Here is a 21,595-nt window from a genome sequence, read left to right as displayed (position 1 = left end):
ACGAATTTGATTACAAGATACTATTTCCTCAATTAGTTGGAAATTCTGGTTAATAAATGAACCTGACACTTGAGGATTTTATTCATGAATTGTTTCTCGAAAATAGTAGTATTGTACAACAAATGAAATTTACAATGAAGCTTGTTTTTATTTTCCTTTTGTTGTTGAACACGAATGTCTTTGGTCAGGACGAAGTATTTGTTGATCCCGAAGAACCCGCTGAATTTCCAGGAGGTTCTGTAGTATTGAAAAAATTTATTGCAGATAATTTGGTTCATCCGCAGGAAGCAATTGATAACGGATACCAAGGGATTTGTCGGGTTCAATTTTTGATTGGTGAAGACGGATCTTGTAAGAATTTCATTGTTAGAAATGGAATTTCAGATTGCCCAAACTGTGATAAGGAAGTTCTGCGAGTATTGAAGTTGATGCCAAAGTGGAAACCTGGACTTCTGGATGGAAAGCCAATTCCAATGAAATATATTCTTCCAGTAAGTTTCAAACTTAAACCAAATTAGCGATCTTTGAAAAAAATAACGGTATGCTTTTCAACTTCACTAAATCATTAATCTTCTTACTAAGTTTTCTTAGCTTTCAATCGTTTGCTCAGGAAAAGGATTCCCTTCCTCCCCCTGAGGAAAAAGGAGCTGTTGTTTTTGAAACACCAGATGTTCCAGCTGAATTTCCAGGAGGATTAGATTCACTTAAACGCTTTTTATCAGCGAACATAAAGTATCCGATTGATGCCGTTAAGAAAAAACTTGAAGGGAAATGCTACATTCAATTTGGTGTTTCTGAATCAGGGGTTATTGGGTACGTAAAAATTAAAAGAGGTGTTCTCAATTGTCCTGAATGTGATGAAGAAGCAGTTCGTGTTGTCAAATTAATGCCACTATGGAAGCCAGCACAATTAAATGGTAAAAATGTGAATTGTATATTTTCACTTCCAATTTCGTTTAAATTATAACTCAAAATCAATTAGCTATGAAATTGAAAAACCTTGTATTGATATCTGCAATTCAGTTTATTTGCGGAACTGCTTTTACACAGACCACTGAGTGGGAGGCTGCACCTCCTCCAACGCAAGAAGCTGAGTCTAAAACAAAGAAGCCTACTGTTAATGAATCGGGTGAGGTGTTTTACGATATAGTAGATGAAGGTGCTGAATTTCCAGGAGGATTAGGAGCTCTGAAAAAGTACATGTCAGAAAATCTAACATATCCGCAGATTGCTTTGGAAAAAGGGATTTCTGGAAAGTGTTTTATCCAGGTCTATATATTGAAAGATGGAAGTATTTCGAATGTAGCGGTTAAAAAGGGAGTAGCTGATTGTCCGGAATGTGATGCGGAAGCTGTTCGTATGGTTAAAGGGATGCCTAAATGGATTCCCGCAAAGATAAATGGACAAGTTGTAAATTCTACTTATAATCTTCCTGTAACTTTTAAACTAAATTAGTTTAATTCCCATCACGCACACATCATCGGTTTGTTCGTGGAGTCCTTTCCAAGTTTCAAATTCTTCTTTTAAAGAGTTTTTCAGTTCAGCCCCACTTTTGTTTTTATGAGCTTGAATGAATTCTTTGAAAGTAGCGTATTTGTATTTTTTGTTTTTTGGTCCACCGAATTGATCGGCATAGCCATCCGAGAAAAGAATCACCCAATCATTTGGTTCCAATTGAATTTCATGCGTAGTAAAGGATTTGGCTCCTTCAAATTGACCAACGGGTTGCTTGTCGGGACTTGTCACTAAAATCTCTTCTCCACGGAAAATCCACAAGGGATTATTGGCTCCTGTCCATTGCAAGAGGTTCGTTTCGTGATCAAATCGCGCAAGGGAAATATCCATTCCATCTTTTACTGAACGATCTTCTTTGGAAAGTGTTGTTACAACCAAATCACGTACTTTATCCAATAATTCGCCCGTATTTGAGTGCGGATTTTCAGAAAGCGATTGAACCAGCGCATTGATACAAAGTACACTCACCATTGCTCCAGGTACGCCATGACCCGTGCAATCGGCCACGGCAAACCAACTCACCGTGTTTCGTTTCTCGAACCAAAAAAAGTCTCCAGCGATAATGTCTTTCGGTGCATAATACACAAATGCGTTTTCATCAAAACTGGCTTGGATTTCTGATTCTAAAGGCAATAAAGCTTGCTGTATGAAACGTGCGTATTGAATGCTTTCCACAATTTCGTGATTCTTTGCTTCTACAATGATTTTTTGTTCTTGCAATTCGTGTGTGCGTTCCACCACCTTTTCTTCCAAGTTTTCATACGAGTGACGTAATTTCTGCATCATCGAATTGAAGTTTTTGGAGAGTAGATCCAGCTCCAAACTTCCAGTTATTTCAATCGTCTGATCTAGGTTTTCTGTTGAAATCGTTTCGGTTTTGCGCGCTAACTCCTGAATTGGTTTGGTGAGCTTGCGTGAACGTAAATAAACAATAACCGTTAGAATGAAGATTGTAAGCAAGAAAATAATTCCAAAACGAAGGACTAAATCGTCGATGAGGTTTTGATAGGGAAGATCATTGGTATCTAATTTGAGTACATAACCCGAATAGAGTTTGGATTCTAATACGGGAAGAAAGATGTACTCTGTGAATTCTTCACCCCTTGAAGACTTGTTATCTGTGTTTATTGTTACGTTTCTTTCCAGATCTAAACATTTTAGATAGGCCTTTTGAAGTTTCGGGTCTTTGATACTGACATCAACGATTTGTTTTACACCCAAATACAATTCAACGCGGCTAATTGCTTCGAAACGTTTATCCAGACTCCGAATTTTGGAGAGTAATAATTCTTTGAAATCATCCGCAGATTTGGAATAGAAGCCCAATTCGATGATGTGTTTGCTATCAAAAGAAGTTTGATAACTGTATTTCTTGATCTTTCCTGTTTTTATTTCCAATCCAAAGCGATCTTCTTTAAAAGTTTTCGATTGAAAGATCTTATTGAAAAACGGAATGAAGGTTTGGTTGAGCTTTTTGAAATCTAGTCCAAAATCAGGTTTGAAAGTCGTATTGACAATTTTTAAATTCCGATCGATGAGGTAAATATCTTCTCGGGAGGGATCCATTCCAAGTGAATTTTGTAAGTTGACCAAATCAATTGATTTCGCATTTTGTTTTGTCAGAGCGAATTGAATTTCCTTGGAAGCATCTTGCATGCGTTGAATGAGCGATTGCTCGTGTGTACGCATCGAAAAATCGTAGTATTCAATTAAATTTCGCGTTTCTTCAACAATGTTCTTCTTTTGTTGAACAATGTCTTTTTCAACTTTGTCTAAGTTGTATTGATAAGTGAGGTAGAAAACAATGGAAAATATCAGCAACACGGGAACAAGGATGTTCACCAGTAGCTGTCGTAGGATACTTCGTTTCGTTTTCACGAAGTGAATTTATGGAAAAAGTCTAGAAGATGAAGCTTTAATTAATTGAATGAAAGTAAAATAGGGCAAATGCGGTATAAAAAGTAGGGGGTGAAAAATTTTTCACCCCCTACTTTTTTTGATTATTAATTATTTTCGTTCTCTTAAAACTCAAACGTTTCCATGAACTTCGTTGTGAAGTTTCCTTCGTTGAACTGAGGATCTTCCATCAGTTTTTGGTGGAAAGGAATTGTTGTTTTAATACCTTCGATGATGTATTCATCCAAGGCACGTTTCATTTTAAGGATTGCTTCTTCGCGTGTTTGAGCAACTACAATTAGTTTTCCAATCATCGAGTCATAGTTTGGCGGAATCGTGTATCCTGCGTACGCATGGGTATCAATTCTCACACCATGTCCACCTGGTGAATGGTAACTTGTAATTTTTCCTGGAGACGGACGGAAATCAGCATACGGATCTTCTGCATTGATACGACATTGAATCGCGTGCATTTGAGGATAGTAGTTTTTTCCAGAAATTTTTTCTCCAGCAGCAATTTTGATTTGCTCCTTGATCAGGTCGTAATTGATTACTTCCTCCGTAATAGTGTGCTCAACTTGAATACGTGTATTCATTTCCATGAAGTAGAAATCACGGTTTTTGTCGACCAAGAATTCCACTGTTCCAACACCTTCGTAATTTACAGCCTTCGCAGCTTTGATTGCCGCTTGACCCATTTTTTCACGCAATTCGTCTGTCATAAACGGAGAAGGAGTTTCTTCTACCAATTTTTGATGACGACGTTGAATCGAACAATCTCTTTCAGATAAGTGACATACATTTCCGTATTGATCACCTGCAATTTGAATTTCAATATGACGTGGCTCTTCAATGTATTTCTCCATGTAGATCCCGTCGTTTCCAAAAGCAGCACCTGCTTCTTGGCGAGCTGAATCCCAAGCTGCTTCTAAATCCTCTTCTTTCCAAACAATACGCATTCCTTTTCCACCACCACCGGCAGTTGCTTTCAGAATTACGGGATATCTAACTACAAGAGCTGTTTTACGAGCGTCTTCTACGTCAGCAAGTAATCCTTCTGATCCTGGAATACAAGGAACTCCAGCAGCAATCATTGTTGCTTTTGCAGTTGCTTTATCTCCCATTCCAGCAATTTGTTCTGGCAACGCACCGATAAATTTGATGTTGTGCTCTTGACAAACGCGCGAGAATTTTTCATTCTCAGACAAAAATCCATATCCTGGATGAATGGCATCCGCATTCGTGATTTCTGCAGCAGCAATAATATTTGCGATTGACAAATAGGATTTGTTGCTTGGGGGAGGTCCGATACAAACTGCTTCATCAGCAAATCGAACGGGTAAACTTTCTTTATCAGCAGTAGAGTACACTGCTACCGTTTTGATGCCCATTTCTTTACACGTACGAATAATACGCAAAGCAATTTCACCACGGTTGGCAATCAATATTTTTTTAAACATAAAATCGTGTTTAATGACTAACTAGTTGTGTGCGCGTTGCAATACAACTGTTTATTAAGCAGGATCTACCAAAAATAATGGTTGATCGTATTCTACTGGCGAAGCATCGTCAACCAATACTTTTACAATTTTACCAGAGAACTCAGCTTCGATTTCATTGAATAATTTCATAGCCTCAATGATACAAACGGTATCTCCTTTGTTGACCATTTGTCCAATACTTACAAAAGCATCTTTATCTGGTCCAGAAGAACGGTAGAATGTACCAATCATTGGAGATTTTACAGTAATGTATTTTGAATCTTCCGTTGAAGCAGCTGGTGCAGATTCTACAGCTGGTGCTGCTTGATTTGGTGCTGCAACTTGTTGTTGTGGTGCTGCTACCATTTGTTGAACAGCTGGAGCTGCTGCCTGCACGATAATTGGGGACTCAGATCTTTTAATTTCTGATTTAATCGTGATTTTAAAGTCTTTTTGCTCAATTTCTACTTCCGTAACACCTGATTTTGCTACAAACTTTATTAAGTCTTGGATTTCGTTCAGATTCATATCAGTATAATTTATAGTTGTTTTTTCGATTATATTAAGAATTATAAGCCCATTTCAAATAGATAGCTCCCCATGTAAATCCACCACCAAAGGCAGATAGTATGAGGTTGTCACCTTTTTTCAATTGTTTTTCCCAATCCCACAAACAAAGAGGAAGGGTTCCTGCAGTTGTGTTTCCGTAGCGTTGAATGTTGATCATTACTTTTTCTTTCGGAACACCCATTCTTTCTGCAGTTGCATCAATGATTCGCAAGTTTGCTTGATGAGGAACTAGCCAATCTACATCTTCTGCTGTAAGATTGTTTCTCTCCATGATTTCAGCTGAAACTTCAGCCATATTGGTAACAGCAAATTTAAATACTTGTTTCCCTTCCTGTTTCACAAAGTGTAAACGTTGATCGACAGTTTCATGGCTTGGAGGATTTGCAGATCCACCGCCTGGTTGATACAAATAATGTCTTCCAGATCCATCAGAGCGCAAAATAGCATCCTGAATGCCCATTCCTTCTGTATTTGGTTCCAACAAAACAGCGCCACCACCATCGCCAAAAATCACACAAGTTGTGCGGTCTTCGTAATCAAGTATTGCGCTCATTTTATCTACACCAATAACAATAATTTTTTTGTGTTTTCCCGATTCGATGAATGCAGCACCAGTTTGTAAACCATAAATGAATCCTGAACATGCAGCTATTAAATCATAGCCCCAAGCATTCTTCATTCCCAGTTTATCACAAACAACATTTGCAGTTGATGGAAAAGGATAATCAGGTGTAACGGTTGCTAAAATAACCAATTCGATATCTAAAGGATCAGTATTCGTTTTCTCCAAAAGACCTTTTACTGCAGCAGCAGCGATATCAGAGCAAGCGCCTTCACGAAGAATACGTCTTTCCTTGATTCCAGTTCTTGTGGTGATCCATTCATCCGAAGTATCAATAATTTTAGCTAAGTCGTCATTTGTTACCACTTCTTCTGGAAGATAGCCACAAATGCCTGTTATTGCTGCTGTGATTTTACTCATTTTATTGATTAAAAGCGTCGTTTATGTTTTTAGTAAGATCTGATTTAGCTACTTCGTAAGCGTGAAGCAACATGCTTTTCACAGCTTTATCATTCGAAATTCCATGACCAATGATGACATTACCTTTCACACCTAAAATGGGTGTTCCACCATAATTTTCATAATTGAACCGATCAAAGTATTCATCACTCATACCTCTTTTTCGCATAAGCATGTAAATACCTTCCGCTTGTTTCAAGACCACATTTCCTGTAAATCCATCACAAACAATCACGTCTGCTTTCCCTGTAAATAAATCGCGACCTTCGATGTTTCCAATGAAATTAATTTCATCCGATTCAGCCATTAATTTATGTGCCGCAATCGTCAGTAAATTTCCTTTGGAAGCTTCTTCTCCGATATTCAACAAACCAACTTTTGGAATTTCTATACCATAAACGCTTTTGGCGTAAAGGTTTCCTAGAACCGCAAATTGATAAAGAACATCTGGTTTGCAATCAGCATTAGCACCAACATCCAGCAAGATGGAGTTTTTTCCATTTACTGTAGGCAGTACAGATGTAATACATGGGCGAATAATGCCCGGAATGGTGTTTATCTTATAGATAGCACCAACTAGCATCGCTCCAGTATTACCTGTACTTGCAAAAACGTCAATTTCCTTTTTAGCGAGCAAATCAAAACCAACCGCAATACTGCTATTGGGTTTGTTTGGAATTGCTCGAGTAGGATGATCGTGCATGGTGATAACATCCGGGGCATGAACAATGTCATATGCATCCGAAGGTTCGTTCAACGCGTTAAGGCCACTCAAGATTTGCTCTTGGTCGCCAATCAACACGAGACGTGCATCCTGAGGAAGTTCTTTTCTAGCAAGTATTGCACCGGCTAAATTGGCCTCAGGTGCAAAATCACCGCCCAAAATATCTATTCCTATCTTCATCAGGAGGAATTCTTACTAACGCGAATTAAATCGCTACTTCTTTCTCTGCTACTACTCTTCCTTTGTAGTACAATTTACCTTCATGCCAGTGAGCATGGTGGAACAAATGTGGTTGACCTGTTGTAGGACAAGTTGCAATGTTCTTCGCAATTGCTTTGACGTGAGTTCTTCTCTTGTCACGTCGTGTTGTCGAGATTCTGCGCTTTGGATGTGCCATTTTACTTATTTATTTCAATCGTTAATTCAAATTTTTTAATACCGACCATCTTGGATCAATTGGTTTGTCGTTATCTGGTTCGTCCGAATCGTCATCCTCTTCGTCTTCATCCTTCCAATCACCTTGATCTTCGTTGTCGTCGTCTTCATCGTCCCAATCATCATCGTCTTCGTCCCATTCTTTGGTTTCTGGTTCATTTGCATTCACAATGTACTTGTTATACAAACCCATTACTTCTTCGTTGCATTCTCCTTGCGGATGAATTTTACGCGCTGGTAATGAAATAACCACCAATTCATAGATCGGTGCTGAAACATTTAGTTCAAACGTTTCTGGATGAAGAATAATTAAATTCTCGTCTTCAGAAATTTCTGTTCCAAACTTGTAAACAATGCGGTAATCTCCATGGATCTGCATATCCATCGGATCGTTACAACGATCACATGGAGTGGACACAGTTCCTGAAAGCGAAAATTCCGCTATCATCATTGTTTCCTTCTTCTCAAATACTAAATCCACTCGGACTTTTGCATCTTCAATCAGGGTTTCTTCAACACCTTCAAAGAACGATTTGTTTATGTCGAACTCATAGCTATAAGTCCCTATTTTTAATCCAACAAAGGGGATTATGAACTCATTCGTAGACTTCTTCACTACACAAAAATTGGAGGGCAAAGGTAGAAAAAATAAACGAATACATACTTATTATTGATTTAAATTCATCTAAATTTTATTTTCACCTTGTATTTTACTGTTTGCGTTGATGCTTCACCTTGTTAAAAGCAGTGCTTTTGTTTGTGTCTGCACCGACGCTTACCTCTTTCGAAAGCCATTCCTTCTCTTACTCAATTTCATGTTCGCGAGCTCCTCTTTTTCTATGGTGAGAGGACTCTTGAGCTTGTAATGGATTCAGAGCAACTTCTTTTAAAAATTTGCGTGTATTGTAGATATCCATTGCCAGATAAATTGCACTTCTCATTGATTGCGGATTTGCTTCGTTTTTCCCTGCAATGTCGAAAGCTGTTCCATGATCTGGGGACGTTCTAACTATTGGTAAACCAGCAGTATAATTTACGCCATCTTCAAATGCTAATGCTTTAAAAGCTGCCAATCCTTGGTCGTGATACATGGCCAAAACGGCATCGTATTGACCCCTATTTGGACTTCCAAAAAAGCCGTCTGCTGGGAAAGGCCCGAGGGCAAAAATATCTTCATTTCGAGCAGCATTTATTGCCGGAGTGATGATTTCTGCTTCTTCAGTTCCCATTTTTCCGTTCTCACTTGCGTGTGGATTTAATCCAAAAACTGCAATTTTAGGTCGTTGAATTCCGAAATCTTTCTTCAAACTGCTGTCTAATTCTTTTATTTTCGACAGAATTTTTTCACGCGTTAGTGAACTAGAAACATCTTTTAATGGAAGGTGAGTTGTTACCAATGCAACACGCAACGAACCACTTACCATCATCATCAATGCTTCATCCATCCCAGCCAAATGCGCTAAGTATTCGGTGTGCCCTGGAAATTGAAATCCAGCTTTTCCGATTGCTTCTTTGGAGATTGGTGCTGTAACCAGCACATCTATTTTTCCAGCTGCTAAATCTTCTGTAGCTTTTTCTAGTGAAAGAAATGCGTATTTACCGCTTGCTTCTGTACCTTTTCCTAGTTCAAATTGAACTTCTTCGTTCCACACATTCACAATGTTAATCTTGCGATTTACAGCTTCTGTTGCAGATTTACAATTTTGATAATTGAATTCTGGTTCGTTTATCGCCTTCTTGTGAAAAGAGATGGTTTTGGAAGATGCATAAATAATCGGAGTGCAATCTAAAAGCAATCGACTATCTGCTAAAGCTTTGATAACGATTTCTGGTCCAATTCCATTGATATCTCCAATAGAAATTCCTACACGAATCGGAACTGCACGGCCTTCTTCTTTGATTTTTTCTTTCTCTTTTTCCATCTTATGCTAGTTTTTTCAAGAAAGAAATCAATAAACGAATTCCTGTACCTGTTCCTCCAAAACCTCTGTAATCTTGTGGTTTGTCTAAGAAAGCAGGGCCTGCAATGTCCATGTGGATATAAGGTGATTTCACGAAGTGTTCTAAGAATTTTCCTGCTGTAATCATTCCGGCATAACCGCTTCCGATGTTGTTCAAATCTGCAATTTTGGATTTCATTTCATCGTAGTAATCATCCCAGAAAGGGAATTCAACCACGCGTTCGTAGGTTTCCATTCCTGCTTCATTCAATAGGTTGAAATATTTTTTATCTGCATTTCCCATAATGATGGAAGCTTTTGAACCAATTGCGCGAACTGCAGCTCCAGTTAGTGTTGCAGCGTCTATAACCAATTCTGGTTTGAATTTCTCTGAGTAAGCCAAAGCATCTGCTAAAATCATGCGTCCCTCAGCGTCTGTATTTAATACTTCAACCGTTGTGCCATCATACATGGTGATAATGTCTCCAGGGGCATACGCATTCAATCCTGGGCGATTATCTGTTGCGGGAATCAATCCGATTAAATGAATTGGAAGTTCCATCATTGCTGCAGCGTAAATAGTTCCAGCCATCATTGCTGCTCCAGCCATGTCTGATTTCATGGAATCCATAGAACCAGCTGTTGGTTTCAAGCTCAAACCTCCAGTATCGTAAACAACTCCTTTTCCAACTAAAACAATTGGTTTTTTGTTGCTCGCTTTTTTTGGTTTGTATTCAATGATGGTGAATGTTGGTGGATCAATTGATCCTTTATTTACAGAGAGAAGACCTCCCATTTTCAAGGCTTCAATTTTCGATTTCTCTAAAATGGTTACTGAAAATTTGGCTTCTTTTCCTTTTTCCTCAATTGATTCTGCAAGTTGCGTTGCATTCAAGCCTGAAACTGGTTCGTTCACTAAATCACGTGCCCAGAAAACGGCTTTTACTGTTGCAGTTAATTCTGCAATAACTGCTGGAGTAATTTTTGTAGAAAAATCAATTGACTCTAGTGCAAATTTTTCCTTCGTAGCTTCTTTGCGGTATCTTAAATACTGATAGTTGGAAAGTGCAAACCCTTCGGCAAGCAATAAGCTATTTGATTTTCCGCCATCAATGAAAATGCTTTTCACGGTTTTGGGTAAAGCTCCACGAAGTTTGTTTCCCATAATTCGTTGCTTCTCATCGGTTGCCTGATCCTTGATAAACACATAGTGTTTTCCTTTGATAGGCAAGTACAAGAATTGTGAATCGGCATCTTTGTGAAAAGATTCTAATTCTTCGGCAATTACTTTGGGCAATTTGGTTTGCGGTTCAATTTTCTTCCCAACAAGGACAACAAGGCCTTCTTGCTGGTCGAACACAGCGGATGTATTAAAATTCATAAAACTCGAAATTATGTGAATCGTAAAGATACGATTGGAATTGCGAATTATGAATTAAGAGTGGCGAATTAATTTGAGATTAAATGTTTTATTTTGACTTTTTTAATAATATTCATACCTAAAATAACTTCCTCCCAAATATTCTTCATTTTGAATAATTTGTTGTTTTACGATCAATCCTTTGTTGTTTCTCTCAAAAATGGTTGTTGATGTTTGTCCTTTATATAATCGGGTTTGCTTCAATAGATTGCCTTTTTTGTCATATTCGTAGTCGAATAGATAGCCTTCAAAACTCAGAGGATTTTTATGTTGATCCATTTTATTTAGGGAATAATTTAGTAAATCTCCGTTAGGGCTATACTGTTTATAAACTTTATAACCGGCAGAATCCGAGTACTCAACATAACTTAACACTTCATTTTTGGCACTGTATTGAATGCTTTTTAGAGCATCGCAACTATTTCCGTATTCAAAAACACGGTAAGAATTGCTGATGCTATCGTGAACTTTTAGCTGGCGTCCATGTTCATCATACTCATACTTTTTTTGTCTGACCACTGCACCTGACATGTAATGTTGAAAAAGGGTCAAATTGCCTTGTTGATCAAAATATTCAATAGACTCTATGTCCGATAATGAATCGCTTTCCGGAACATAGGAATAACCTATTCTTTTTTCAACTTTATTTTTCCGAATGATTACAGTTTCTTGTTCATCACCACACATAAAATCGGCGGAACAACTTACGAGCAAATAGAATGGAATAATAAAAAATAGCCTGTTCCTCATGTTTTAGTTTATTCGTTACAATCTTTCGATTTAATTAGTTCAGAGTGTTACGTTCTTTCAATTCGCTTATTTATTTTAGCTTCATTTCTTTTATAAAACGGTCAATTTCAGGCATGTCGTTTTCATTGGTGGAAGTGGTTTGTAAGAATAAAGCATACTCGTCTCCTAAATAACCAATCACATTGAAACGGATGCTTTTTCCCCCTTGAATTGTACAGTCAGCAATAAATTGATGAACTTCTTTTCCATCTACACTAGAAGTTCCGTCATAGATTACTTTTTTCAGTTCTAATCCTTTTTCAGACAATAGTAAATCTGGGATGAATTGGGCAACAATTTTTTCATTGCTCGTATTTTCGGGTCTAGATATTTGCTTGACTATAATGGACGATTCGTCCCACAAACTAACCGTTTGTTTTCCTTCTACTGTAAAAAGGAGCCTTCCATAAAAACTGCCTTCTACAAGTTTAAATTTATTATTTGCAGGAGGCACAATAACAAGGTGTTTACTCCAATTAATTTTATTGATCCTGTCAACCTTGATTGATTTAACGGAGTTCATTAATTTTTCCCCTAAATCAGGTTCTTTATTGGTGAAAAATGAAATGGTAATAATTGCGGAAAAAGTAGAATCACCATATAATATTCGATAGGATTCAGTATTCCCTCCTCTAAGTCGAACGATTTTCATAGGAAAACCATCAATGATAATTTTAGATTGTTTCACAACAGCGTATCCTTCTTTAGCATAAGTAACAGAATCTATCTGGGAACTAAAAATAGTGTGCTCGCTTGGGGGTATTTCCAGTGCACTAATTTCATAATGGTAATCTTCCCCGATAACGGGAAAATAGGTTGAAAAAGTAAATTTCTCAAATGGAGGAACTATGGTCAGTCTTGTTCCTGAAATATTCATTCTACTCTGTGAGAAAATGGACAAGGAAAGGAAAAAGGCGGCTATGGAAATAAATACTTTCATGAATCAAAAATAAAAAATAATGCATAACGTGTTAGTAATGTACCATTTATTAATAATGATGTGGATAAGGCCAAATTATAGTTAAACATTATTCCATTGAAAGAGTGTTCTGCACTTGCGAATAACGCAATCCTTTTATATGTATATTCCTTCAGTTATATACCAACGGTAAGGACTTTCAAAATCCCTCATTGTTTTTGGTTGAATAGGTTCCAGATTTTTCCATATAATGTTTTGTTTTTCAGCATTCAACTTTCCCTTGGTCAATTCCAATTTTTGGCTACTAAAATCAAGAATAAAATGCTGAGTCCATCCGGCATATAGTTCGAATCTCTTAACCTTGATTAACACTAGCTGTTCATTTTGATAACTGAAAAAATACTTGGTATTGTTTGAGAAATTACGCTCCATATTATCTGAATGGTATTCAATTTTCAAGAGACGGTTGTCTATTTGAATTTTCGAGGCCAATCCACTGATTATTGAATTACTTTGCTCTATTAAGCTGAAATTATTTCCCCCTGGTTGTTTAAGTGCAACTATTAGGATGCTTCTGGGATATTTCTCTACCTCCATTTTATGGACTCTTTGCTCACCTTCGAACTCAATAAAAGAATAGCTTGTTAAGCTGTCTTTGCTTTTAATAGCGAATGCAATATCCAATTCATTATCACCATTCAAATCGCCTTTAGTTGAGTCAACAACTGTCCAGCATTCGGGGATAAAGCTTTCCATTGTCTGACCTTCGTTTTTTATTACGGGGAATTCAATTCCAATAAGTGGTTGTCCAAGAACAAGCCCAAGTTTAAGGGTAAGTGCTAGAATTAGTAATGGTCTCATAAAGTCAAACATCATTTTGAAATGAAACAGATTCTACTTACTCGCATCTTTTCGTTTCTTCCAGTGTCTTCTTGCAAACCAAGCTATAACAGCGATGAGTAAAATTATTGGCCATTTTGAAACGGTCCACAATAGAAAGTTGATGATAGAATCCCAACCCGATGCCAAAGAATTTCCAGCGCGAGAAGAGAATGGATCTTTTGTTATTTGGACTTCTTTTACTGCATATTCTTTGAACAAAATGACGTGAAGCGTGCTCAAATCAACTTGGTCGCTGAGGTATTTCAAACGCCCTTCTTTGCTTTCAATTTCCTCCATCAATTGACGAATGTTTTCTTCAATACTTAGAATTTCATTGACGTTTTTTGCTTTGTTCAAAAGTTCGTTGTATCGTTTTAGATACTTGCGCTTGTTCTCAAGTCTTGTTTCTATGTCTAGAAATTCTTCTGTAACGTCGTTTGAGTTTATTTTCTTGAACAGAATTTCATCTTTTCCACTTTCTATTCCTTGCACCAATTGTTCGAAATTTTTGGAAGGTAGACGAATGATTAAATCGTATTGAATGCGCTCTTCGTTCTTATCTAATTCTTCGTTTTCGTAATATCCATTTAAGGATTTGATGATTTTATCAAAGTCTTTTTTGCTTTCATTAAATCGCTTGGATTTAATACGCATACTTCCATTTTTGATAATTTTTTTCTTCGTTTGAACCTTTTTCTGTGCATTTTTTACGGAAACAGCATTGGTTTCTTCTATATCAGCTGTGGTATAACTTGCAGAATTTGCTTGAACGTTATAAGTTATACTTCCTTCTGAAATATTCTCGCGGTATTCATCTTCAAAACTTGCGTCAAATGAAGCCATTTCGACTTGTGGTTCTACGAATTGCGTTGTTTGGATTTCTTGTTTGAAATCCTGGTGCTTTTCTCCAATCACTTTTGCATCATCGTTGTTACAGCTTAGAAGAAATAAACAAATGATGCTGTTTAGGTAGATTATTCGTTTCATAGGTTTCATTTTTTTGAGCGGTACAAGTAACGATTATTTTCGTTCAATGGAGTAATTATCTTACTGAACTCGAAAGACTTTCTCTGAAGTGCCATCACTATAAATATATATTAAGGTAGTATTCGGCTTGAATTCTGTTTCACGTCCCATAAGATCAACGATTTTTATAACCTCCCGATTTTGAATTTTATCTTGTTCTAGTATGCCTAGTGAAGAGTTAAATCGCGCTATGTGTGAAGTTGGACTTGAATATTGACCACCACAAAACATCATGTTGTTGTAATCTTCCAAGCAATAAACGGTTTCATTAAATTGACTTCCTAACTGATCCCAACCGTTACCATTCCATTTCATTACAGCACGATCTGTGATCCATTGGCTGCTTCCAAATAAAGTTGCAGCTATGTATAATTCACCGTTGAATTCCCAGAATTCACTTACACCCTTAATTTGTGGATCTCCCATTGCAGTGTAATTAGTTCCATCCCATCTGGCGATTCCATTCATTTCAACTCCGCCAATAGTATCCACGGTACCTATTAATAAGTCACCCTGAAAACTTTTCAACGCATATGCGCTATTAAAGACAACAGAACTATCAAAGCATTCCCAATTTGTTCCTGTCCATCTAGCAATATTTTGAACTGTTGTGTCAGCACCAGATGCGGTAAATAATCCTGTAGCATATAGTGTGTTTTGATGTATTCCGAAATTAGAAACTGTACCATTAAATCCATTTCCCATGGGGTTCCAAGTAGAACCATCCCATGCGGCAACATTATTTATCGGAACACCCCCAATAGAGCTAAATCTACCGCCCGAGACCACGATTGTATCATAAGTGATGAGCTTTTTGGTTGATGACCATGATGATTCGTCAAATATTCCACCCACTTGCTCCCAGCTACCATTTTTTAATTTATAAACTTTTGATTGGGAACCAACATAAGGGTAATCGCCGCCTGTATAAAGTGTATCATTGAGCACACTAAAAGTAAGTGGGAACGCAATACCAGTAAGGCTTAAATGGTTATATGTTGTCCAGTTCAATCCATTCCATGATTGGACCTTATACATAAATTTTCCGCCAACGAATAATTCACCGTCATACTTGATCATATCGTAGACGTTATCATCTAAACCATCGCTGACATTTTCCCAGTTTTGAGCATTTGAAATGGATGGCAAAAGAAAAAGAATGGTAATAATAAGCGAGTATTTCATAAGTGGTTGTTTTTTAAATTCTAGGTTGTTACAAAATTAGTAACCCACTGATTAAATGAGTCTTAAAATTAAATCAATTCATACCATAATTCATCTGTGAAACGGTTGAGTGACAGTTTTATTGCGTATAATGTTTCTTAACTAGGAGCCGCGGGCTTCTTGGATATAGTTGTTCAGCCCGCGGCTTTTAGTTGATGTTAGTAGCTTGATATCTTTTACCAAGCCAATTATGTAGAATAATTATCCAACAGATGATAAAGTACCCAATAACCGTTATGAATAAAATAAGATAACCAAATCCAGTTTTGGTGCCATACTCTCTATCAATATTCCATTGACTATGGATTGAAGTTCTTGTAAGGTATGTGAAACATACGATAAGTATTGATGAGAATATTAATACTATTTGTCGTTTCAGCAAGAGTACCGATATCAAAGAAACAAGCATAAATGCAATGATAATCCGTGGAAAAAGGAATTCGCTTCCATTTATTACTCTTTGTTGATTTGGGTCTCCTGCGAACAGGTTTAACTTTAATAGATATGGATAGTACAAACTTGAGATAGCGCATCCAATTGCGATTATCAGAATAATTGAATACGATATGCGTGATATTCTGCTCATGGCTGTTGTAATTGCTATAACATCTGAATATGCAACATAGTGGTACATATCTCCTTAATATATTCGTTATGATATTTCTTTGCATTCCAGTGTTTAGTATGGTTTCACCGAAAATAATGAGAAAGTCACAACTTTCAAACGGGTTTGTAATAATATTATATTTAAACGTTTAACTCAACGCCTATTTCATCACTCTCCATAATACATTTCATCTTCAAAGTAACCTTCTGGAGCTTCTCCATTGTTCATGTTGATTCCGTAGTATTTGCGTTTCAACTCTTTTCCAACTTGGTAAGTAATGACGCTCACATCCAAAAGTTTTTCCTGATAGCTTAAAATGGCTTCTAAGTTTTCCAAATTCGGATTCAAGCATATTTCGCTCATGTTTTTTACACTTCCTAAATCGCCCTTTAACCATCTGCCATCTCGTTTTCCAAGAATGTATTGCCCAACCTGATTTAAGTTTCCGTTCACATCATACATTTTCCAAACGCCAGTAGGAAGTCCATCTTTTACCCAGCCTTCGTTTTGAAGATTTCCATTGTCGTAATAGTTTTTCACATATCCGTTTTTGCGGTGTTGTGTTGTGTCTTTTTCCCAAAAACAATATAACATGCGCTCTTCGTTGTGATCTGTATGCGAACAATCGTATTTCTCAAACTTCTCGATAATCCAACTTTTACTCAAAGCGTTGTTGTCTTTGTCTAAATAGTAAAGAATTCCTTTAGATTTGAATTTAATGCTATCATTAATCGAAATGATGGTGTCGAAATATTCTACTTCCATCAACTTTTTGCCTTCGTAGTTGAAGTATTTCCAACAGCCAACTTTAACTCCTTTTGAAATTGCACCAACTCGGGCAATGGTGTCGTTGGGATAATATTTGGTGATGTAATAATCGATTCCGGATTTATTCACCAAACTCGGTCGTCCATAATACGGCTGAAAAACTCCTTGATCGGCATAGCCAGCTTGATAGATGAGTCTTTCGATACTAGAACTTTCAGTAATATCTCCAAAATTGAACGGAATGGAATCTCTCCAATCAAATTCATAGCGAACACTCAGTTCGTTTTCTTCCCAAATCTTTTCTTCGATAGGCTGACTGTATTGAAACTTCACGTATTGGTATTTAAAACCTAGTGTGTCATAAGCTTCGTAGTCATCAATAGGTTGACCAGTTAAGAAAAATCCTTTTTTGGCTAGTTTCCCATTCGAATGATAGGCAACTGATTCTCCTTGAAGCGCTCCGTTTTTAAATCCTAAATCGAAGATGAGTATGGAATCTTTCTTCGGATAAGTGAAGTACGTTTGAACATTTCCATCTAGATATCCGTTTCTATAAAAGGATTGAGAATAGAATAATTTATTGCGTTTGTATTCAATACCTTCTTTGGCTCCGTTGAAGTAGCTCACATACATTAGGGTGTCACCTTTCCAGTTCAATGTCGTGTATGGCCCATCCATTTCACCATTTTTGAAGGTGCATTTGGAATCTAGATACATCGTTTTTTTAGCAGGATATTCTGTAAATTGACTCAAAGGATCTTTATACTGACTGTATAATTCATCTTCCATGTATTTTGGTAAGGGATTTGCCACCGAATAGTCTAAATTATCTCCGTGCGCCAATCCGTTTTTGTATCCAATGGTTGATCTTACTTGTCCAAATTGATCTTTGTACGTCCAGATTCCTTCTGGTTTTCCATTTAAGTATTTTCCTTGCAGACTGGAGATAACTGATTCTGGGGTCCCTTTTTTACGCGGGTTAGGGATATCGTATTCTCCATCAGGATATTCTTCTTTTCGGTCTAGTTCGTAAGGTTGAACTTCGTAAAGTGCTTGAAGTGACCCATAAATCTGAGTAAATAATCGCGTAACCGAATGCGATAATTGGCTCGATCCGCCAAAATCTGAAACATAGCCAATTAGAAGATCAGAGCGTTTTTTTGATTTGGAATAACTCTTTAAGGCCGATTTATAAAGCTTGAGATCTGAATCGCTTTTTGGAAGTGTGAGTTGAACGGATTCTTTGCTCGCTTTCAATTTGAAACTTCCCGTTTTGTCATTTACACGAAGATCTCCTGTAAATGGTTTTCCGTCGACAAGCAATTCTTTATCACCATCAATGATATATTTGTATTCCCAATAATAGGCCATTTTTTCAATTGGAACGGTATCTGACATACTGCTTTTCCAATAATCATCGAGGGTGCCATTTTCAATCGATTTCAATGTTATATTTTTGAATGTAGTGGTTGAAGTTGCATTGACATTCAAATAGTCTTCTGAGAATATTGCTTCTTGTTGGTAAACCGTATCACCCATTAAATTCCGCCCCATGGAAATGATTGTTCGAGTAGAAGGATAGAAGTAAACTTCTTTTGCTAGTGAAGAATCAATCTTGAAAAGTTCCTGAATGAGCAGTATTCTTTCAGGCATTTGACCCCATTTAATTTCGTTGGATTCGGCATAAATGAAAGTAGGTTGTCCGTAATTGCGATCATATTTTTTCGAGTTGATAATCGCAACTGAAGCACTATTTATTTCTGGTGCACTTAAAACGTTTCCTCGCAGGTCATGCCAAGTTTCGAGGTATTTAACGCCGTTGTAATCGTAAAAGCGCTGTACATATTGGTTGGAATCAGGGATGAATACAATTTCATTGGCAATCGTTCCATTGTCCCAATAAACAGGTTCTTCTTTTAGAAGCATTCCATCTTTGACTTCAAATTTGTACTGCAGTTGACCATTGGGGTAGTAGTGTTCAACAATTCCTTCATAGATAAATAAATACCCAATGGAATCGATTAAATCGTTGTATGTGTACCGTTTTTTATTGGCGAATAAGTAATATTCATTTGGATTGTAATTCGCATTTTCTTCATTGTACATCGACTCTTCATAATCACCGTAGTAAATTTCTTCATCTAGTTCATATTCCTCTCCTTCATAACTGTTTATACTTTCTTCTGGTAATTCATAATTTGCAGTATCTTTTTTATCTAAAAGGCTGTAAAAATTACTGAAATCGGGAAACTCCATTTCGTAGCCATACTCGGAGTAATTGTTGGCTGAAGAAGAAGAGTTGTTATGAAGAATCAAGGAATCTTTTCGGCTATAATCTAAGAAGTTTGGTGGAACCACTTGATGACGAATCATGGGTGATTTCCCTCTTTTTTGATCTGCACGAAAGGCATACCGATCAATGGGCGTTTTATCCGTTGTTTTCGTAATAATGAGCTGACCTTTTTTTCCAACGGTGATCTTGTTTTTGAATTCGTAATATTCCCAAGCTCCTGATGCTTGCTCATTTGTGTAGTATCCAGAAGTCAATAAATCGGAGTTTTCATAGACGGTAAAAGAGCCGTTTTTCAATCCGTTTGTAAAAGTTGTTGTTGTAATTGTAGTATCATAAACGGCACTTTTTATTCTTTCTTCGATACTTTGATTGGGATCGTATTTGGTATTTTGATCGTATTTTTCACGGAATACGTATTCTTTCCACGCACCCGATTTTTCACTGTTTGAATAATTTCCTGTGATCACTAGTTTTCCTTCTGGATTAAACCACTCACATTTTCCTTCAATTTGGTTGTTTTTGATGAAAAATGTAGCTGCCACAAGATCGTTTTTATAGCGTATGATGCGCTTAGTGATATAGGGAATATCTCTATAAAACATCACGTAATTTCCATCAGGTAGATTTCTTAGGGCAGGAGTAGGGTCATCAGCAATTGAATTCGTTGCAGTTACCAAGAAGTAGGAATAATTCTCTAATAACGCTTCTAATTGTTTGAGGTTCTTTTTTGAAGTTTTCGGGAATTTTGGAGCGAGTTTCTTTTCTTTTTCGGAAATAGGTTGAACCTCAATAGAGACAATTTTTTCATTGCGATCATCGCGTTTAATGACTTCTTTCGAATCTGCAAAGTTCAAATAATATTCTGTCATCACACGGACTTCCTGTTGGTGAGGATAAACATAATACTGCTTATTTTTGATCGTAACTTGATCTGTTTGTGTGAAGCCAATAAAGGATTGGATGAACAAAAAAAGACTCAATGCATGTCGAGTCTTTATCAATTGTTGAGTCAGAATGCTGAATTGGGTTAGCGATTGATTCAAATTAGGGAAAAAGAAAGAATTCTTATTCATAAAAAGTATAGGTAAAAAGTTCGTGAGTTTGATACTTGTTTGCACCTTCTAAATGTTCCTTTTTGTGGATTATTTTTGAAGGCAGTCTGTTTTTATCGTAATAAATGAAAGTTTTCACCGAGGTTACAAATGTTTTATCAATGAAAGTAGAATCTAAGAAGCCATCGAAATGCCCATTTGAATAGTTGAAATATCGTTTTTTGAAGAACGGATAATCTTCATTGGTAATGAGCTTTGGATAATTCTCGGAAAAATAAGTGTATTCTGAAATAAAAGTTTCTTTTACCTTATTCTTCACTTTGTATCTTTTGACTGGTTTGATGGGTTCACCCAAAACAATCCAATCGTTTGGAAGAGGATTCGCTATGGAGTCTACCGATAAAGGCCCAAAGTATTTTTTCTTTAAAATGAAATGCAATAAATCATTGTCATTGGAAGATTCAAAAGCAGTGTAATTACTGTTTATTTTGCTTGGACTATAAGTAAATGTATTGTTCTCAACACCATATAAATTATCTTTCTGAATCACATCACAATATCCAATTTCAGTTGGTTTTTTCAGTAGGAATGATTGGTTGGAAATAACAATTCCTTCTGAAAAATCGGCTATTTGCATTTGAATGAGTCTTCCCGATTGATTGAAGTTGTAAATCAAAGTTCTTTTTGGAAACGTTTCATCCCCGTAATCGGTATCATTAGCACTAGTGTCGTTGATAACGCCTTTGAAGAAAGTAATAGTAAGTTGCTGAATTTTGTGGCTGGAAACCAAACTATCGTTGAACCAAAAAGGGAAATTAATGAGTCCAGCGACTTCGTCTTGAAAATAGAGCGGATGAATCAAATCTGCCACAATTTCTTGTTGCTTCGTTGGTTTTTTCTTACTTGAAGAACACGAATACAGGATAAATCCAGTCAAAATCAGTAAGTAAACAAGAGGTTGTTTCATTGAATTAAAGGTAATATATTTTGTTTTGATCTAAAACTTAGGTAGTTTGAAGTTTTTAGATAATAA

General features: G+C 36.8%; 19 protein-coding genes. 3 read left to right on the top strand and 16 right to left on the bottom strand.

Features of this window, described 5'->3' with window-relative positions; all coding sequences use genetic code 11:
• Positions 1 to 56 precede the first annotated feature (56 nt).
• The 3 genes from FLUTA_RS06305 to FLUTA_RS06295 are packed head-to-tail and all read left to right on the top strand — an operon-like array spanning position 57 to position 1,455.
• The gene (locus FLUTA_RS06305; protein WP_013686024.1) at positions 57 to 518 is read left to right on the top strand and encodes an energy transducer TonB; all 462 of its coding nucleotides are present in this window, start codon (positions 57 to 59) and stop codon (positions 516 to 518) included.
• Positions 519 to 541: 23 nt separating this feature from the next.
• Positions 542 to 967, top strand: coding sequence for an energy transducer TonB (locus FLUTA_RS06300; protein ID WP_013686023.1), 426 nt, complete (start codon positions 542 to 544; stop codon positions 965 to 967).
• Positions 968 to 984: 17 nt separating this feature from the next.
• Positions 985 to 1,455, top strand: a complete 471-nt coding sequence (locus FLUTA_RS06295) for an energy transducer TonB (protein WP_013686022.1) — start codon at positions 985 to 987, stop codon at positions 1,453 to 1,455.
• Here the strand turns inward: FLUTA_RS06295 and FLUTA_RS06290 are convergent.
• The 16 genes from FLUTA_RS06290 to FLUTA_RS06215 all read right to left on the bottom strand — a co-directional run bounded on the left by FLUTA_RS06290 (position 1,447) and on the right by FLUTA_RS06215 (position 21,529).
• Entirely contained in the window at positions 1,447 to 3,339 is a 1,893-nt protein-coding gene (locus tag FLUTA_RS06290; protein ID WP_148235401.1) for a PP2C family protein-serine/threonine phosphatase, read from the bottom strand. The two genes, FLUTA_RS06295 and FLUTA_RS06290, sit on opposite strands and share 9 nt — an antisense overlap.
• Before the next feature lie 197 nt (positions 3,340 to 3,536).
• Positions 3,537 to 4,871, bottom strand: coding sequence for an acetyl-CoA carboxylase biotin carboxylase subunit (accC, locus tag FLUTA_RS06285; protein ID WP_013686020.1), 1,335 nt, complete (start codon positions 4,869 to 4,871; stop codon positions 3,537 to 3,539).
• A 54-nt stretch (positions 4,872 to 4,925) separates the two neighbouring features.
• Positions 4,926 to 5,420 (bottom strand): acetyl-CoA carboxylase biotin carboxyl carrier protein, encoded by a 495-nt coding sequence (gene accB, locus FLUTA_RS06280; RefSeq protein WP_013686019.1) that lies wholly within the window; start codon positions 5,418 to 5,420, stop codon positions 4,926 to 4,928.
• A 34-nt stretch (positions 5,421 to 5,454) separates the two neighbouring features.
• Positions 5,455 to 6,444 (bottom strand): beta-ketoacyl-ACP synthase III, encoded by a 990-nt coding sequence (locus tag FLUTA_RS06275; RefSeq protein WP_013686018.1) that lies wholly within the window; start codon positions 6,442 to 6,444, stop codon positions 5,455 to 5,457.
• Between the two features lies 1 nt (position 6,445).
• Positions 6,446 to 7,387 carry a phosphate acyltransferase PlsX gene (gene plsX / locus FLUTA_RS06270; protein ID WP_013686017.1) on the bottom strand — a complete coding sequence of 314 codons (942 nt, stop codon included), beginning with the start codon at positions 7,385 to 7,387 and terminating at the stop codon, positions 6,446 to 6,448.
• Between the two features lie 25 nt (positions 7,388 to 7,412).
• Entirely contained in the window at positions 7,413 to 7,604 is a 192-nt protein-coding gene (gene rpmF, locus FLUTA_RS06265) for a 50S ribosomal protein L32 (RefSeq protein ID WP_013686016.1), read from the bottom strand.
• A gap of 21 nt (positions 7,605 to 7,625) precedes the next feature.
• Entirely contained in the window at positions 7,626 to 8,258 is a 633-nt protein-coding gene (locus tag FLUTA_RS20640; RefSeq protein ID WP_013686015.1) for a YceD family protein, read from the bottom strand.
• A gap of 187 nt (positions 8,259 to 8,445) precedes the next feature.
• Positions 8,446 to 9,564: a 4-hydroxythreonine-4-phosphate dehydrogenase PdxA gene (gene pdxA / locus FLUTA_RS06255; protein WP_013686014.1), complete on the bottom strand. Its 1,119-nt coding sequence runs from the start codon at positions 9,562 to 9,564 to the stop codon at positions 8,446 to 8,448.
• 1 nt (position 9,565) lies between these two features.
• Positions 9,566 to 10,963, bottom strand: a complete 1,398-nt coding sequence (locus FLUTA_RS06250) for a leucyl aminopeptidase family protein (protein ID WP_013686013.1) — start codon at positions 10,961 to 10,963, stop codon at positions 9,566 to 9,568.
• Positions 10,964 to 11,065: 102 nt separating this feature from the next.
• A complete protein-coding gene (locus FLUTA_RS06245) occupies positions 11,066 to 11,752 on the bottom strand; it encodes a hypothetical protein (protein WP_013686012.1) in 687 nt (228 codons plus the stop codon).
• Between the two features lie 70 nt (positions 11,753 to 11,822).
• The gene (locus FLUTA_RS06240; RefSeq protein WP_013686011.1) at positions 11,823 to 12,731 is read right to left on the bottom strand and encodes a hypothetical protein; all 909 of its coding nucleotides are present in this window, start codon (positions 12,729 to 12,731) and stop codon (positions 11,823 to 11,825) included.
• A gap of 135 nt (positions 12,732 to 12,866) precedes the next feature.
• Entirely contained in the window at positions 12,867 to 13,571 is a 705-nt protein-coding gene (locus tag FLUTA_RS06235; RefSeq protein WP_148235400.1) for a hypothetical protein, read from the bottom strand.
• Between the two features lie 33 nt (positions 13,572 to 13,604).
• Complete coding sequence (locus FLUTA_RS20635) at positions 13,605 to 14,579, bottom strand: DUF4349 domain-containing protein (RefSeq protein WP_013686009.1); 975 nt, start codon at positions 14,577 to 14,579, stop codon at positions 13,605 to 13,607.
• Positions 14,580 to 14,639: 60 nt separating this feature from the next.
• A complete protein-coding gene (locus FLUTA_RS06225; protein WP_013686008.1) occupies positions 14,640 to 15,803 on the bottom strand; it encodes a hypothetical protein in 1,164 nt (387 codons plus the stop codon).
• 814 nt (positions 15,804 to 16,617) lie between these two features.
• Positions 16,618 to 20,583, bottom strand: a complete 3,966-nt coding sequence (locus FLUTA_RS06220) for a toxin-antitoxin system YwqK family antitoxin (RefSeq protein ID WP_013686006.1) — start codon at positions 20,581 to 20,583, stop codon at positions 16,618 to 16,620.
• A complete protein-coding gene (locus FLUTA_RS06215; protein ID WP_013686005.1) occupies positions 20,576 to 21,529 on the bottom strand; it encodes a hypothetical protein in 954 nt (317 codons plus the stop codon). The genes FLUTA_RS06220 and FLUTA_RS06215 overlap by 8 nt, the downstream gene beginning before the upstream one ends.
• Between the last annotated feature and the right edge of the window lie 66 nt (positions 21,530 to 21,595).

Source organism: Fluviicola taffensis DSM 16823, from assembly GCF_000194605.1.
GTDB classification, from domain to species: Bacteria; Bacteroidota; Bacteroidia; order Flavobacteriales_D; family Crocinitomicaceae; genus Fluviicola; species Fluviicola taffensis.
The sequence above is the reverse complement of the archived record's forward strand: the minus strand, read 5'-3'. Positions and strand labels throughout refer to the sequence as shown.